This window comes from Micromonospora sp. LZ37 (assembly GCF_059359015.1).
The window spans coordinates 1-15,355 of the sequence record NZ_JCADBL010000007.1 but is presented as its reverse complement, the minus strand read 5'-3'; the positions used below and the strand labels follow the sequence as shown (position 1 = coordinate 15,355).

10 protein-coding genes are annotated in these 15,355 nt (G+C 70.8%); 1 reads left to right on the top strand and 9 read right to left on the bottom strand.

Annotated elements, in window-relative coordinates:
* Positions 1–6 precede the first annotated feature (6 nt).
* From AC5L3Z_RS15910 to AC5L3Z_RS15870, 9 genes are all read right to left on the bottom strand, one after another.
* Positions 7–2,229, bottom strand: coding sequence for a hypothetical protein (locus tag AC5L3Z_RS15910; protein ID WP_494842762.1), 2,223 nt, complete (start codon positions 2,227–2,229; stop codon positions 7–9).
* Between the two features lie 315 nt (positions 2,230–2,544).
* Positions 2,545–2,748, bottom strand: a complete 204-nt coding sequence (locus AC5L3Z_RS15905) for a hypothetical protein (protein ID WP_494842760.1) — start codon at positions 2,746–2,748, stop codon at positions 2,545–2,547.
* A gap of 97 nt (positions 2,749–2,845) precedes the next feature.
* Positions 2,846–4,951 (bottom strand): DEAD/DEAH box helicase, encoded by a 2,106-nt coding sequence (locus AC5L3Z_RS15900; RefSeq protein ID WP_494842758.1) that lies wholly within the window; start codon positions 4,949–4,951, stop codon positions 2,846–2,848.
* A complete protein-coding gene (gene brxD / locus AC5L3Z_RS15895) occupies positions 4,951–6,276 on the bottom strand; it encodes a BREX system ATP-binding protein BrxD (protein WP_494842756.1) in 1,326 nt (441 codons plus the stop codon). Before brxD ends, AC5L3Z_RS15900 begins: the two co-directional genes overlap by 1 nt.
* The gene (gene pglZ, locus AC5L3Z_RS15890) at positions 6,273–9,017 is read right to left on the bottom strand and encodes a BREX-2 system phosphatase PglZ (protein ID WP_494842754.1); all 2,745 of its coding nucleotides are present in this window, start codon (positions 9,015–9,017) and stop codon (positions 6,273–6,275) included. The genes brxD and pglZ overlap by 4 nt, the downstream gene beginning before the upstream one ends.
* Complete coding sequence (pglY, locus tag AC5L3Z_RS15885) at positions 9,014–12,766, bottom strand: BREX-2 system ATPase PglY (protein ID WP_494842752.1); 3,753 nt, start codon at positions 12,764–12,766, stop codon at positions 9,014–9,016. Before pglY ends, pglZ begins: the two co-directional genes overlap by 4 nt.
* A gap of 72 nt (positions 12,767–12,838) precedes the next feature.
* Positions 12,839–13,540, bottom strand: coding sequence for a DUF8548 family protein (locus tag AC5L3Z_RS15880; RefSeq protein WP_494842750.1), 702 nt, complete (start codon positions 13,538–13,540; stop codon positions 12,839–12,841).
* A gap of 201 nt (positions 13,541–13,741) precedes the next feature.
* Positions 13,742–14,071: a hypothetical protein gene (locus AC5L3Z_RS15875; RefSeq protein ID WP_494842748.1), complete on the bottom strand. Its 330-nt coding sequence runs from the start codon at positions 14,069–14,071 to the stop codon at positions 13,742–13,744.
* Between the two features lie 49 nt (positions 14,072–14,120).
* A complete protein-coding gene (locus tag AC5L3Z_RS15870) occupies positions 14,121–14,708 on the bottom strand; it encodes a DUF6642 family protein (protein ID WP_494842746.1) in 588 nt (195 codons plus the stop codon).
* Positions 14,709–14,848: 140 nt separating this feature from the next.
* On the opposite strand from AC5L3Z_RS15870, the gene AC5L3Z_RS15865 reads away from it, so the two are divergent.
* On the top strand, positions 14,849–15,169 hold the full coding sequence (locus tag AC5L3Z_RS15865; RefSeq protein WP_494842744.1) for a DUF7662 domain-containing protein: 321 nt from the start codon (positions 14,849–14,851) through the stop codon (positions 15,167–15,169).
* Positions 15,170–15,355 lie beyond the last annotated feature (186 nt).

Genomic DNA, 15,355 nt, shown 5'->3' with positions numbered 1-15,355 from the left:
CCGCCGTCACGCTGCCCGGCGGTCCGGCCGGCCACCCCGCTGCTCCCAATCTGCCCGCAGCCGCTCTGCCAACTCGCGAACCGCCGCGGCGTATCTTTCGTCCGACTCATTCGGCATGTGTCCCATCACCTGTGGCGGGGCGCTCTCCCCTGGCTGAGGCAGCAGGTTCTCGGGGTCGCGTAGGCGGCGGTCCACCAACGCGGCGGGCGGAGGGCGCACGGGCGGGTCCCCGGGCCGATGCCCGGAGAAGATCCAACCGCCGATGGGGTCGGTGTAACTCCACAGGTTCAGCCAGCGCCACCCGATCCGGTCGCCGACCTCGTGCAGCACGGGCTCGCCGAAGTACGCGGGGTGGAGCTGGCCGTAGAGTCGCGTGAGGGGGGAGGCGTAGGTGAGCAGCGCGACTCGTCGCCGCACCTCTGCGGGCAGTCGCAGCACGGTTGCGGCCAGGATGACCGACCCGTGGCTGTGCCCGCTGAGCACCACCCCGTCGTAGCGCCCCGCCAGCCGGCAGATCCGATCCGTCAGCTCGGGCACCGCGCGGTCGGTGTAGCAGGGCGGCGCGAACGGGTGGGCCGCGCGGGGCCAGAAGGTGCCGACGTCCCACAGCACTCCGACGTAACGGCGAAACCCGGCCGCCTCGTGTGCGAACAGCCCGCCCACCAGGAGCCCCCCGACGACCGCGAGGATCATGTAGCTGCCGATGGCCATCACCACGCTCAACGCCCCGGTCGGCACGCCGAGGTGGTCCTGCGCCAGCGGGCCGGGCTCCAAGCCCACCAGAGCCAGCACGCCGGCCGCGAGCCCGATCACGGTCAGGCACGCGTAGGCGATGCCGAGTGAGCCCAGCTGCTCGGTGAAGAAAGCCCGGATCACCGCCTTCCGCACTCGTCGCACCTGGGAGATCGCTTCCGGAGGAGGAGCTGGGTAGTCCCGGGCCACGATGGCGGCGGCGGTCCGCCGACGGTCCGCGCGAGCCGACAGGGTGATGACGGCCCACGCCGCCGCAGCGGCGAGCGTGGTCACGAAGAAGGCCAGGATCGCCCACCGGTACGCCGGCGCCGGCACCGCCGGGTCGCTGGGCCGCAGCACGAACGTCGGCCCGCTGAGCAGGGACGCCGTACGGTAGACCAATTCGCCGGAGAGGGCCCCGGCCAGGCCCACCGCGACCGTGGCGACGACGACGGCGCCCAACCCGTGCAGCAGCGCCGGCCGGCGGTCCCGGCCGCCGGGACGCCACAGCACCAGGACGGCGAGCGCGAAGAGCAGCGCCATCTGAGCGACGAAGACGATGGCGACGATCTCGTCGAAGTTGGGCAGCCCGTTCGACCTCGGCCAGCGGACACGCTCGGTGGCGACGGCCCCGAGCGTCGCGACCGTCAGGCCGCCGGCTACGACGTGCAGCACCACCGGCAGCCGATCCGTGGCGCCGGCGGTCGAAGTCGGCTCCAGTAGGCTCGGGACGCAGAGCAGCACGACACACGCGGCCAGCAGCGCTCCGGTGAGCGCGGACAACCCGACCACCGCCAAGGACCGCCCGGCGGCGGCGCGTGCGGCGAGCAGCACGAGGTCCAGCGCGACGAAGGCAGCGGCGACGTGGATCGCGCGAAGCCGCTTCGCCGTCGGCCCGACGTCCCACCGGTCCAACGCCGTGAGGCGGTCATCCTGCGGATCCGCCGTCGACGACCGGAAGGCTCCGTACGAGCGAGCCTGTCGTGCGCTGAGCAACCACACCAGCGCCACCGCGGCGACCGGCACCAGGGCCAGCAACGCCAGGCGCAGACCGACCGGTCGGTCGGCCAGCCAGGACAGCCAGCCCCGCCCGGCGGGACAGCGGGGCGAGCCCAGGCACGTCCATCCGACGAGGTCGAGGGCGACCCCGGCCGCCGTCAGCGCGTACAGCAGCGTCAGGGTGAGCGCGAGGAGCCGGCACAGCGCCGTGACGCCGGACTGCAGGCCCCCGCCCGCTGGACGCATCCAGAAGGTCATGTTGCTCAACATGAACGGCAGGAGGAAGACCAGGGACAGCATCCGCCCCGCGGTGCCCGAGGGCAGCTTGCTCCACTGGTACGCCTCCAGCACGGTCCCGCCCGGCCCGGAGGTGTGCCGGGGCTGCGCTCGGGGGCGGTAGAAACCGGCGCGGAGGTCACCGGCCACCTGATCGACGTCCTGGCAACCGAGCATCTGACCGGCCCCGGTGCCCGCCACCCCGTGGACCCTCAGCTCCACGATCTCCCCGTGCATCAGTCAGCGACCCCCAAGCGCGGCGGCCAGCAGACAGTGATCGGCCGCGACCACGATCGCGGTGGTCGCTGCCGGGGCTGGCGCTGATGTCTACCCGGGTCGGCGCCCGACAACCCCCGACGGCCGTGCAACGCATGTCGCCACGATGCCAGCGGGCAGTCGAGTCCGGGCGGCTTGCCGGGAACGGGGCGCCGCCCGACGTACGACCGTCAGGACGGGGATCAGGCCGGCCAACTCGACCGTGGTGAGAACCGCTCGGACGTGGGGATCCGCCGGGTGTGACGCTTCTGGAGCTGGTCGTTACTCCTCGTCCTGTTTTTCCATCCCGCCGGTCGCCTCGTAATGCCATCCGTCATCGGCGTGGCGGACCCTGCGGTACTCCACGTACCAGGTGCCCTCACGGGTTTCATGGATGAACTCCACGAGTTCGTCGGTGGCGCCAGCCAGTTGCCGGTCCACCCCGTCAAGTGGTCCGCCGTGCAGATGCGCAACCAGTCCGTTCATGCCTGCCGCCTACCCGCGCCCCTGCCGGGCATGCCGCCGACGGCACCGCTTGCTGCAGGCCCCGAGGCCACGCCTTGAGCGGTAGCTGGCGGGCTTTCTAGAGGTAGGCGAATCGGACGGGTTCCCGTAGTACCGCGACCGCCCCGGCCACATCGGCGAGTCTGGTGGCGAGCGTCGCGGCCGCCAGGCGGGGCGGGAGGGCCGCGCTGAACTTGAGCCCGGCGAGCGCCTTCTCGGTGACGTCCGGCAGGCAGATCCGCTGCTCGGCGTCCGCCGTCGCCACCCGCCACATCTCCCGGTCGAGGTCGGGGCGCAGGCGGATGCTGGCGTCGTCGTACCGCTGGGTCGGGTCGGCCAGATCACTCAGGGTGGCGATCAGGGTGGCGTTGGCCCGGTAACCGGCCCAGGTCCACCAGCGCACCTCGCCTTCCCGGTCCCGCACCACGACGGAGCCGCCGGGGTGCACCGTGGCGGTCGCGTCGTCGCGGAGTGCCGCCAACCTCGTCATCGCACGGGCGGTGAGAGCGACCTTCGGGTCCGCGCCCACCAGCACGTCGCGCATCGCCCGGACCATCCGGTACGACAGGCCCTGCGGCGTGGCCCCGGTCATCCACAACGCCTTGCCACCGCCGTCCGCCGGCTCGACGAAGCAACGGCGCCGTTTCCAGTCGACGTGGGTGACCCGCCAACTGCGCCCACCCAGCAGCAGCAGGCGCGGTCCCTGCACCTTCGCCGTCAGCAGGGCCGGGTCCGTCCGACCGATCTCGGCACGCCCCGACAGCACGGTGAACTCCGGGGGCGCGGTGAAGACCGCGAGCATGTCCATGAAGTGGCGCCGCCCGAACCGCAGCTCGGCTTCCGGGCCGATGAAGAGCATCCCGGAGTCGGAGTCGAGGTATCCGTGCTCGATCAGGTGCCGCACGATGACCTCGGCGCTCCGGTCGAACGGTGGAAGTCCGTTCCACTCCTCCGGCCACAACTGGTCACCCACCCGGTGCCGCTGGAGCGAGAGGGCGAGCATCTGCTGGGCCACGATGTGCCGCGGCTCCGGCGGCGGCACGACGGCTTCGACCCAGCCCTCCTGCCACAGGTTGAGCAACCCGGCCGCGTGCAGCAGTCCGTCGCCGTCGAGGGCGAGGAAGAGACAGTTGCGGGTGCTGCCGGGCCGCCGGCCGGTCCGACCGATGCGCTGCAGGAAGGCGGCAACGCTGCGTGGCGCGCCGATCTGGATGACGCGATCGAGGTCACCGACGTCGATGCCCAGTTCCAACGTGCTCGTCGCCACGATGACGCAGTCACGCTCCTGGGCGAACGCCTCCTCGGCGCGGCGCCGCTCCTCGACGGAGAGCGACGCGTGCGACAGGAAGGTCTTGACCTGCAGTTCGCGTAGTTTTTGACCGAGCTCCTCGACCAGCGCCCGCGAGTCGCAGAACACCAGACGCTTCTCGCCCCGGTGCAGGGCGGCGATCACCTTGGCGGCGTTGTGCACCGAACCGACGTAGTCCAGTTCCACCTCACCGGGTGGTGCCGTCGCGGTGGCCACGGGACTCGGCGACACCACCCGGGCGGTCCGAGCCCCCCGCCCGGAGCCCTGCAGCCAGCTCAACAGCTCTTCCGGATTTCCTACGGTCGCGGAGAGCCCGACCCGCTGGACCGGCCGGCCGGCCACCCGACTGAGCCGTTCGAGTACGGCCAGCAGGTGCCAGCCGCGGTCGTCGCCGGCGAAGGCGTGCACCTCGTCCACGACGACCGCCCGGAGGTGGCGGAAGAACTCGCGCTCGTCGACGGCGGCGCTGACCAGCATCGACTCCAGCGACTCGGGTGTCGTCAACAGCACGTCGGGCCGCTCGCGCAGGATCGTCCGACGTCGCCCCATCGTGGTGTCTCCGTGCCAGAGGGCGGCTCGCCGCCCCAGCCAGCCGGTGTACGTCTCCAGCCGCGGCAGGAGGTTGTTGAGCAACGCCTTCAGCGGGCAGACGTACAGCACGGAGGTGCCCTGCCAGTTCTCCTGCGCCATGCGGGACAACAGCGGGAACACCGCCGCCTCGGTCTTACCGCCGGCCGTGGGCGCGAGCAGCAGCGCGTCGTCGCCGTCGAGCAGCGGCTGGACGGCGGCCTCCTGCAGGGGTCGCAGCCCGGGCCACTGCAGCGAGTTCACCACGTGGTGCAGCACCACCGGGTGCAGCAGGTCCGCGCCGGCCATCAGCTGTCCGCGGAGAGATCGAGCGAAATCTCGTCCGCCCTGGTCGCGTTGCGCTCGACGTCGGTCAGCTCAGCGGCGGCAAGGGTGAGCGTGTAGTGCTGGCGGGGGTCGAAGTCATCGAACTGGTCGACCCGGTCGAGCACCTCACCTACCAGCTTCTTGAGGAAGAGCCGCGGCGCCACCCCCACCTTGCCGCCGAGCTCACCGGCGACGGCCTGTGCCAGTTGGCCGAGGTACGCGTCGTCGACCAGGGTGCGCACCCGCTCCGGCGCGGTGGCGCCGTCGGCGTAGAGGTCCCGCACCCGACCACCGAGTTCCACCAGCGAGGCTACGCTGAAGCCGGCGAGCCGGATCTGCACCGCCCGCGGGTTGTCGAACCGGGCGTCGGTGGTGAAGTCGACCGCCAGTCGTTGGGCCAGCGGGGCGAGCCGCTGCACGCCCTGCGGCCCCTCGTAGAACGCCGGGGTTCCGGTGATGACGAGGTAGAGCCCGGGGAAGCGGCCGGAGTGCACCTCGTCGATGAGCTGACGCAGAGCGTTGAGCGCCTTGTCCCGCGCGTCCGAGCGAACCCGTTGCAGCGTCTCCACCTCGTCGAGGACCAGCAACAGCCCGGGGTGGCCGCTGTCGCGAAGCACCGCCAGCAGGCCCTGCAGGAAGCTGAGCGCCGCGAAGTGGTCGAGGTCGCCCCGTACCCCGGCAACCCGCCGGGCGGACGCGGCGACGTGCGGTTGTCCACCCAACCAGGCCAGCACCGCGTCGGCGGTCGCCTGGTCGCCGGCGAGGGCGGCGGTCCGGTACCCGCGCAGCGCGGCGGCGAAGGCGGGCGCGGTGCGGCTGACCACCGCGAGCCGCTGGTCGAGCAGGACGCCGACCGCGCGGTCGAGGGCGTCGGTGTCGTCGGCCGCCACCTCCCCCGCTGCGAGGACGTCCTCCTCCAACGCGTAGAACCAACCGTCCACCACCGGGCGCAGCGCGCTGGGCGGGAACGTCGAGGTGGTGAGCCGCTCGGTCAACCTGCGGTACACGGTCTCCAGCTTGTGCAGGGGGGTCTCGTTCTCGGAGACCTGCACCTCGGCGGTGGCGAAGTTGGCCCGCTTGGCCCGCTCGGCGATCCAGCGGGTGAAGAAGGTCTTGCCGGAGCCGTACTCACCGCGTACCGCCTTGAAGACGGCGCCACCGGCGGCAACGGCGTCCAGGTCCTCCCCCACGGCGACGACGAACCGGTCCAGTCCCACCGCGAGGAGGTCCAGTCCGGCCGCAGGCACCGCGCCGCGACGCAGCGCGTCCACCACCTCGCGCCGCCGAGCCGGGCTTACGCCGCTCATGAGGTGGCCCTCGGCAGGCCGAACTGGGTCCGCAGCAACGGAAGGTCCAACCGGACGGTGCGCCCGTCGTCGATCAGCGACAGCACGGGGTAGTTGTCGACGTTGAAGATCCGCTGCAGCGTGGTGGCGAAGCCGCCCGCTCTGGCCGGCAGTTCCCCGGCGCGCTGCGCCAGCACAGCGGCGGACAACACGCCCTTGGCTTCCACGAGCGCCCGCAGCGCCGCCTCGATCTTCCGGCGGTCGACCTTCCGCGGGGTGAGGCCGTGCTGGGCGTCGAAGAGCTCGGTGGCCAGCACCGCGGTCACCAGATCGTCGTCGCCGGCCGCCGGCTTCGCGGCGGGCGCCGGCGTCGCCTCGGGTACGTCGAACAGCGCCTCCTCCCCCGCGACGACCGCGGCCTTGCGGCGCTGCTTCGGTGCGGGCACCTTGGCAGGGGCGGCGGCCACGACCGGTACGGGCGTCTTCGCCTGCCACCATTCGGGCTGTTGTCCCTCGATCGGGGTCCAGCCGTCCGGTACGGCTGCGGCGTTGGGCAGCAGGTAGGCCAGCACGGGAATGGTCACCTCGGCCAACGAGGCCCCGCCGTGGTAGCCGGCCTTGGTGGGGCGGTAGCGCCGCAGCGGGTCCCACAGGGCGATGATCCGCTTCCCCTCGGCCACCACGCGCGGTCCACTCAACTCCACCTCGCCGGGACCTGCGGGTCCCGGTCCGGTGCGATGACGGGCCGAGGCGGCGTCAGCAGCCCTGACGTACTCGCCGCCGCGTTCGAGGACGTGACCGTGGTCGCTGGTGACGATCACGGCCCGGCCGGTGGAGCTGGCGAGGTCGAGCAGGCTACGCAGGATACCGAGGCCGCTGATCTGCCAGCCGGCCTCATCGCCCTCCCGGCCGTGGGCCAGCGACTCGTCCACGGTATTGATCACAACCGCGACCAGCCGTGCCGGACCGGCCATGGCCGCCCGCAGATCCTGAGCGAAGACCTCACCGGCCCCACCCCTCGCGGGCCCCTTGTGGAAGATCCGGGCGCCCGGGCCCCACCGGCCCTCGGCGAACATGCGCTTCTCGGTGTCCTGGGTGCCGTTGAGCAGCGCGCCGGCGAAGAGCGAGGTGCGCGACACGGCGGTCAGGGTGGGCAGGGCGGCAACGACGCCCCGGCGGCGGCCGGGCCCGCGTCCGCCGAGCGGGTCGTACTCGACCCACTGCTGGGACAGTTCGTCGGAGAGCTGGACGGCGACGGCCGCGCTCATTCCGTCGAGGACCACCAGCAGCACGGGTCGTTCGGCACGGATCAGGGGCTCGACGATCCTGGACAGCAGATTCTCGACGGTCAGCAGATCGCCGTCATTGCCGGGTCCGGCCGTGGCCCACGCCGCGAGCCGGTTGGCGAAGGCCCGGTCCAGCTCCCGACGCCGCTGCTGCGCCTGGTCATGGATGTCGCGGAACGCGTGCTGCAGTTCGGGGTGCACATCCTCGCCCGCCCACACGTGGTTGAGCGCCAGGTCGACCCAACCCCAGTCGGCGATCTGCCGCTGCACGCCGTCGGCGACGCTCGCGGGAGGCGTGACCTCGTCGCCGAGCCACCGCACGAGCCGCTGCGCCATGCGGATCCGCTTGATCCGCTCGGTCTCCGAGTCGGCGAGCCGGTGCCCTTCCAGACTTTCGACCGCATCGTCGAGCGCCGGGCTCGTCGGGTCGGTCAGCCCCGCGCGCAGCGCTTGAGCTGCGGCGTCGATACGTCGGTTGAAACCGGTACGCAGGATCGGGCTGTGGCCGGCGCTGTCGACCGCACCGAACTGGATGAGCAGTTCCTCCGCCCGGTGCAGGACGGCCAGGCCCTCCCGATGGGAGGCGGGCTGCCGGGCGGTCAGCATTCCGCTCACCACGTCCACGGCGGCGTCCGCGAAGGCGCGCACGGTGGCGTCGTCGTCGAGGTAGCCGAAGTACTGGTCGATGCGGCCCTGCACGCGTACCGCGTCGGGCGTGTGGGTGGTCCAGACCGCGTCGCAGACCAGGCCGAGCGGCAGGGCGTCGGCCCCGTGCCCGGCGGCGACCAGCCCGAAGAGCGCCCGTGCGGGCCGACCGAACTGCTCGACGAGCCACCGGGTCAGGCCGTCCCGTTCGGCCTGCCGGAGCAGGGCGAACGCCTCCACCGCGCCGGGCTCGCCGCTCCACCGGAGCAACGCCGCCACGTCGAGGTCGTCGGGGTGTTCCCCGCGCCGCTCCAGGCCTAGGCGGACGGCGGCGAGGTGCCGCAGCGCCACGTCCCGGGTCAGCACCCTGGTGCTGAGCCTCGGCCAGCCCAGCGGCGGCATGGCGTCAAGCAGCGCCTCCCCGGCCCACGACTCCCGCTCCAGGGCACTGTCCGGCAGGTGGGCGCCGAAGGCGTCGACGACCAGGTCCCACGGCTCAACGGTGATCACCTGCTGCCGGAAGATCCGGCTGCGTACCCCGTGGCCGAGGCGGGACTCTGGGATGTCGGTGAGCAGCACCAGCACTTCCTCGCCGTGGTCGGCGACGAGGTGCTCCCAGACGGCGAGCGGCGAGACGCACTCCACCACCCGGGCCTTCCGCCCGTCGGGCAACAGGATCGCCGGGTCGTGCGGCCAGACCGGTTCGGCCCGCAACACGATCGTCGGGTACGTGCCACCGTTGCGATGCCGATCGAGCTGCTGCGCCACCTTCTGCCGCAGGGCCACCGGGTTGATCCGCAGCGCCTGGGACGGCGCGGGTGCCTGGGTCACGGCACGATTCTCCAGCTCACCTCGATGGTGGCGCCCTCGTGGTCGCGAGCGAAGGTGCGCAGCTGCTCCAACGCGCGATCGAGGTCAACAGCGCGGACCGATACTCGACCGCTCAGCTGTCCGCCGTCCTCCGTGGGCACGTCGGGGGTGTTCTCGATGCGCGGAGGAACGAGGATCTCGGGTCTGTCGTGCTCCCGCTCGGGCGGGTGGACGACCAGGGGTTTGCGTGTGGCGCGACGGAGCAGCTCGGTGGCATCGGTCTGAGCGCGGCGCAGGGCTGGCGCCAGTGGGGCGGTCAGCTCATCAGCCTGCGCAACTCGCCGAAGGTCGCCGAGGATCGTCGCCGCCTCGGCCGCGTACGGCTCGGGCAGACCGGCGACGATCTCGAAGGTGTCCCAAGCGGTAGCGGCCAGCGCGGACGACACCTGCCCCGCGCTGCTGATGCTCTTGCCGGCCCGGTCGGCCGGTCCGGCAAGTTCGGCCTGGGCGAGCCGTTCCACGGTCTCCTTCGCCGAGCGACCGGTGGTCAGGGCCTCGAGCAGGTCGGCTGCCGCCCGCGCGGTGGCGAGTCGCCCGCTGTCCCGGTCGAGCCGCAGCCGGTCCTCATGCTGCTCAAGCCGGTTCACCAGCGTGTGGGCCGCTTCTCGGTACCGGCTCGCCGCATTGGCCAGGTCTCGGCTGAACATCACCACCAGCCGCCCACGGCGCAGCGCGAGCGAGTGGAATCCGAAGATCGCTGCGGCTCGCGTCCGGGCCTTCTCCCAGTCCTCCTCGCTGGGCAGGCTCTCCTCGCGCAGGACAAGATCGCTGGTGATCTTACCGAGTTCGGGAGCTACCTGACTGCCGTGCAGGTAGAACCCCCGGTCGGTCTGCTCGGCGAAGGTCGCCACCACCAGCTGGGCCACGATCGGGTCCAGGCCCCGCGCCTTCGGCTCGTCGATCCAGCGGAACAGATCGGCCACCCGCAGCTCGTCGGTGATGCCCTCACTCGCGGCCTTCTGGTGGAAGTGCTGCGCCCACTCCCCCTCGATGACGAACGCGGCCTCGTGCATCGTGCCGAGCCGCAGCGGGTTGGCGATCCGCCGCATGGTCTGCCGGTGCGTCCGCTCCACCTCGACGCGCCCCTCGGGAGACTCGACGGCACGGCGGACGTGGTCCAGCACGACCTTGACGTCCTGGAGGCGGACCGGGTCGCCCTTGCGGTCGGGGTCGAAGTCGGGGTGAGCCGGGTACTGCTGGCTGAGCATCTGGTCGCCGATGCTGCGCAGCGCGTCGTTGAAGGTGGCGCCCATCGGCAGCTTCGGCTCCAGTGCCCGGGTCAGCGACTGGAGGTGGTCGTCGAAGCCGAGCTGCACGTCGGTGGGCTGCTTGCCTGCCAGCCCGTACGCCTGACGCAGCACCCCCTGCATCTTGGCGAGCAGCGCGCTGCGCTGATTGGTGAGGGCGCCGTGGGCCCGACGCCGGTCGTCCGGGTTGAGGTGCTCGGCGTGGCTGTCGAAGCGCTGCCCCTCGAGCAGCTTGTCGATGATGACGAGCTTGCCCAGCTCGTTGCGGCGCTCGACGGTCAGCGCGGCCGGGATCCAGCAGACGGTGCGGGCGGTGGTCCGACCGATCAGCTCCTGCACCCGCTGCCGGTCGTCGGCGGGGCCGTGGCTGCCGTCGTCGAACGGGTAGTCGATGATCACGCGCCATGCGGCCGGGTCGTTCGGGTGGAACGCCTCGTCGCGGATGTCGTTGGCGTCTCGGACGTTGCCGTAGACCAGCTCGATCACGCGGCGGCTACCCCGCCAGGTCAGCCCGGCCTCGGCGAAGAACGAGTCGCTCCACGGCACGCCGAGCTGCTGCCAGAGCAGCCGCTGCACGATGTGCTTGCGGGCGCCCTCGTTGTCGTAGTGCTTGGCGGTGGCGAGGACGCTGTCGACGTCCACGCCGACCAACTCCAGCGACACCACGGGGTCGTCGCCCTCGCCGATGCGGATCTCGGGGAACTGGCCGGCCCAGTCGGCCAGCTTGCGGTTGACCTGCGCCACCTCGCCACCCGGAATGGGGCTGGTGATGCTGCCGTGGTTGAGTGCCGACAGGCGCCGCCCGGTGAGGTTCCGCAGGGCGGGCACGCTGGGTGCCAGGGCCGCCAGCAGCAGGGTCTTGATCAGCCGATCGTCGCCGGTGAAGGCGCGAATTCGGCCGGCCGCCTCTGCGGTCAACGGGTCGCCGCGCCGGGCGGCGTCCAGGTCGTCCTCGGTGAGGCCGTGCTGCCCCAGCAGGTGGGGGCGGAGCTTCAGGTCGTAGAGCTTCTGGGCCATCTCGAACTCGGCCTTCAGCTTCTCCGTGAAGGGCTGGTCGCCGCCGCTGCTGATGACGTCGTACAGGTCACCGAGCGGTACGAGCTGCCCCAGGCGCAGGGTTTCGCGCCGGTCGACCAGGAGCTGACGCATGAGCTTCAACGCCGTCCGCGAGCGCTGCAACGCGCTGGAGACGTGTACCAGGGTCGAGATGAAGGCGGGGCTGAACGGGTACGTCGAGCGGAAGGCGTCGACGTCCGCGCCGGCCCCGGAGTCCGTGCCGAGCAGGGTGTCGAAGACCTCCCGGCGTACCTTGGTGGTGGCGTCGAACGCCCGGCGGATCGCGTCGGCGGCCGTGGTGTCGCGGGGTTTCAGCAGACGGCGGCGGGCGATCTCCGGAAGGTTGCGGTCCTCCAGCTTGATCACGTCGAACCGGCCGCTGGCCAGGTTGAGGGTGTCCTGGTAGCTCAGCTCGTTGGCCCCGACGACCTCCTCGCCGACGAGCTCCCGCAGGTCGCGCTGACGGGCGATGAAGCTGATCACCGGGATGGGCCGGCGGCTGTCGCCACCCTCGACGAAGTTGGTGATCTTCTGGATCTCCCGGGAGACGAACTGCTGGTCGCCGATCGAGTTGGCCAGCCAGAGGATCAGCTCGTCGAGGAAGAGGATCAGGCCGTCGTAGCCGAGCTCCTTGGCGTGCCGGCTGATCTCGGTGAGACCCGGGTCGAGCGAGATGAACGCCTCGGCGTCCTCCCGGGCGTTGCTGAAGAAGCCGACGTTCCAGCTGGTCAGCAGGTCGTTGACGAGCTTGCGGCGCAGTTCGTCGCCGTACGCTCCACCGAACGCCTGATCGAGCCGCTCCGACGTCCAGAACGCCTCGGTCTCACCCCATTCGTCTTCGACATCCCCGCCCGGCAGGCCGGCGATGAACTGCGCGTCGCCGATCTTCTCCCGCAGCGAGGCGGCCTGCGTCAGCAGCGCGTCGGTGCGGTGCACCGCCGGGATGGGAGCCTCCGGGTGCAGCGCACGCACCCGGTCCACGTAGCCGCCGAGCACCCGCTGCTCCAACGAGCGTGCGTCCAGCAGGTGGTACGGGATGAGCAGGAACTTCCGTCCGTCCAGCCAGACGCTGTGCTTGGCGACCAGCGGCGCCAGCTCGTCCCGGCCGCGGGCGGCCTGCTCGCCGCGCAGCAGCGCGTGCAGCACCGCCATGAAGTGCGACTTACCGGAGCCGAAGGAGCCGTGCAGGTAGGCGGCCTTGGAGGCGTGCCCCTCGACCGCGGAGCGGATCAGCCCGAGCGCCTCGTCGAAGTTCGCCAGCAGTCGATCCGTGACGACATAGTCGCGGAGGGTGGTGTCGGCGTCGGCAACACTGTCGGCGAGCCTGAGCACGAAATCGCTCACGCTCGTGCGCTCCGGGATGTCGATGAATTCCCGGAGCAGCGGCGCGGGGCTGGGCGAAGACATGCTGCATACCGTACCGATCGCCCTTGCCCCTGCGTCGCCCGCTGGTGGTGGGTCGCGGCAGCATTACCGTGGTCAGTCCTCGACGTCGGGGCGGCGCCGTGGCCGGATCGCGCGTTCGTGTCGCCAGATCTCGTGATCGAGGGCGGTCGGCGACACGTCGAGGAGTTCGGCAGCCTTCTCCACCAGGCAGACGGCGGCGTCCGGAGCGATGGTCTCCTGCTGCAGCGCGCGGGCGACGAATCGGCGGATCATCCGGTCCGGCTTCACACCGGGCAGGCCGACCAGCATGAGCAGGTAGCGCCAGGAGATGCCCGAGCGCTGCCCCGGCACAGCCAGCCATCCGGCCTTTACCCGGGCTTCGTCCGCGCCGATGGCCGCGATACGAAGGTCCTCGCAGGTCTCGATCCCGGCCTCGTGCAGCGCGAGGGCCGCCTGGTGCACAACCTCGGCCTTCGGCACGCCGCCGGGATGCGTGGACACCCGCTGACGGTTGTTCACCCGGGTCGCGAACTGCTCGGGCCCACCGATCTGCGCGTAATGCCGCAGCAGATCGGAGACGCCGTCGCGGTTCGCGTCCCCGCCCTCCGCGCGTCGTGACGTCCGGTAGCGGTCGACGACGTTCTCCACGGCGCGGTACCGGACGCCCATGGACCAGATGGCGTCCATGACGCACAGCGCCAGGCTGCCGGGGTAGCCGGCCGGCGCCGGTCGCCAGGTGGCGGGCGGACCCAGGATCTCCCGCGCACAGGTCGCGAGTCGCTCGGCGTCGTCCACCGCGCATTCCACCGTGGTCATGTCTTCTCCTCCGAAACGCTGATCGTCGTTACCGGTCGCCGCCCGCTGACGAGCACAGGTGGTGAAGCGCGTTCAAGAGAACATCAGAGGTACGACAACAGTGGATGCGTCGGCCGGGCCAGGTTGCAGTGCTGTCGCGCCCGCACGGCTGCCCAGAACGCCCGTAGCCTTGTATGTCAATCAAACCCGAGGGTGCGCGTCCTCGATCCGCTCGGCCTTGACGTAGGCGAGGAAATCCGCCTGGTCCGCGGCGGGCAGAGCCTGAAAAGCGGCGTAGGCGACCCGCCGTGAGTGCGCGGTCTCCGCGGCGAGGAGTCCAATGATCGCGGCCCAGGCGAGCGAGACCAGGTGGAACACGCGATCGTCGCGCAGCGCCGGCAGCCGGCTCAGGTCGCCCAGCCGCGTTGCCGCGTCGTCGTCGGTGGCGGCGCGATCGACCAGTTCGAAAACTGCCTTGCCCCGGTACGCCCGGCCCCGCTGGACCAGCTCTGCCAACTCCTCGTTGGACATCTGCCGCACCGGCGGCGCCAGTGCTCGGCATGAAGTACCGGGGGAGGAACTAGACCGAGACCGATTTCCCACTCTTGTAGACGATTCGGAACCCGAGGTGTCGTGCCAGCGGTGCCCATCGTGGTGATTTTACCAACTTCTCAACGCTGTTCACCCTGCCACCATTGTTGACCATAGCGTTCAGCACGACCGTTTCGAAGGCAGCGGACTCGATCCAGTCGATGTCCTTGGTGAAGCCGCACAGCATCTCAACCTTGGATTCGCGGAGGAACTCCCCGAGCGTGATATCGGACGCCTTCAAGGCGGAGCAACTTCCGAAGTACAGCCGCTTACCTTCACATCTGCCCGACATCCAGCTGGCGATCTCAGCCAGGCCGACGGTATGAGAGTCCGAGAGGCTCAGCTGGGTCGGTGCGCCATGCAGCGCGAAGAAGCCGACCTCGTAGGCCGTGTACTTCCGGGACAGCCATCGCTCGAGGAAGTAGCGCAGTTCCTGGGGCGTGGCGGTGTCTCGGTGGATGTACCGGATGCTGCCCAGCCGCTCAAGCAGATCGAGAGTCGGCAGCACGGACCCTCGTTCGGCAAGGTCGTCGTGCCACTGGCCCTCTACGCAGAAGACACCCCCAGGCTTCGTCACGTCCGCTCCCCTCAATCGTTTGGAGCCTCGACCCTAGCCAATCCGATCAGGTCTCGTGTATCGATGAACAGTGCGTCTCAACGTGGGACGCCTCTGCCGGATTGCTGGTCGGCCCGATCGGACAAGGCTCGCCCACGCCGATGCCAATTCGCTCCAATCCCGAACGCGGCAGGCAGCGGAGCCCCCGCTGGCGAACATCGGAGGCCGATATGTCCAAGTACGACGCGTTACGTGATCACCTTCGGCGACGGGCAGGCGAGGTGCGGTACACCCTCGACGAGATCTCGGCGCTGGTGCCGGGCGGGCTACCTCCATCGGCCTATCAGTACGAGGCGTGGTGGACCAATGGCGACCGGACGCACCGGCACAGCCGATCCTGGGGAGACGCTGGCTACACGGCTCATCCTGACCTCGGTCGGGAAGCAGTCCGATTCGTGCCGCAGCAGAGGGCATTTCGGTGAAATGCGGTCCAGCGGGTGACCCGTCCGGCGGCGAGCCTCCGCAGCGTGAGGCATACATGACTACGTGAGCAGACATCCTCGCGCCCCGGTGGGCCGACGACCGGTAGAGCTAGGTGTTCTGCCCGGAGAGGTTGGGGACGCGGCTGGCGGGTGGTTGGCCGCCGAGTGCGGTGTGAGCGCGGTGGT

Excerpts from the sequence above, each read along its gene's own strand:
- AC5L3Z_RS15905 (WP_494842760.1), bottom strand. The coding sequence starts at position 2,748 with ATGAACGGACTGGTTGCGCATCTGCACGGCGGACCACTTGACGGGGTG.
- AC5L3Z_RS15900 (WP_494842758.1), bottom strand. The coding sequence starts at position 4,951 with ATGGCCGGCGCGGACCTGCTGCACCCGGTGGTGCTGCACCACGTGGTG.
- brxD (WP_494842756.1), bottom strand. The coding sequence starts at position 6,276 with ATGAGCGGCGTAAGCCCGGCTCGGCGGCGCGAGGTGGTGGACGCGCTG.
- pglY (WP_494842752.1), bottom strand. The coding sequence starts at position 12,766 with ATGTCTTCGCCCAGCCCCGCGCCGCTGCTCCGGGAATTCATCGACATC.
- AC5L3Z_RS15875 (WP_494842748.1), bottom strand. The coding sequence starts at position 14,071 with ATGTCCAACGAGGAGTTGGCAGAGCTGGTCCAGCGGGGCCGGGCGTAC.
- AC5L3Z_RS15865 (WP_494842744.1), top strand. The coding sequence starts at position 14,849 with ATGCCAATTCGCTCCAATCCCGAACGCGGCAGGCAGCGGAGCCCCCGC.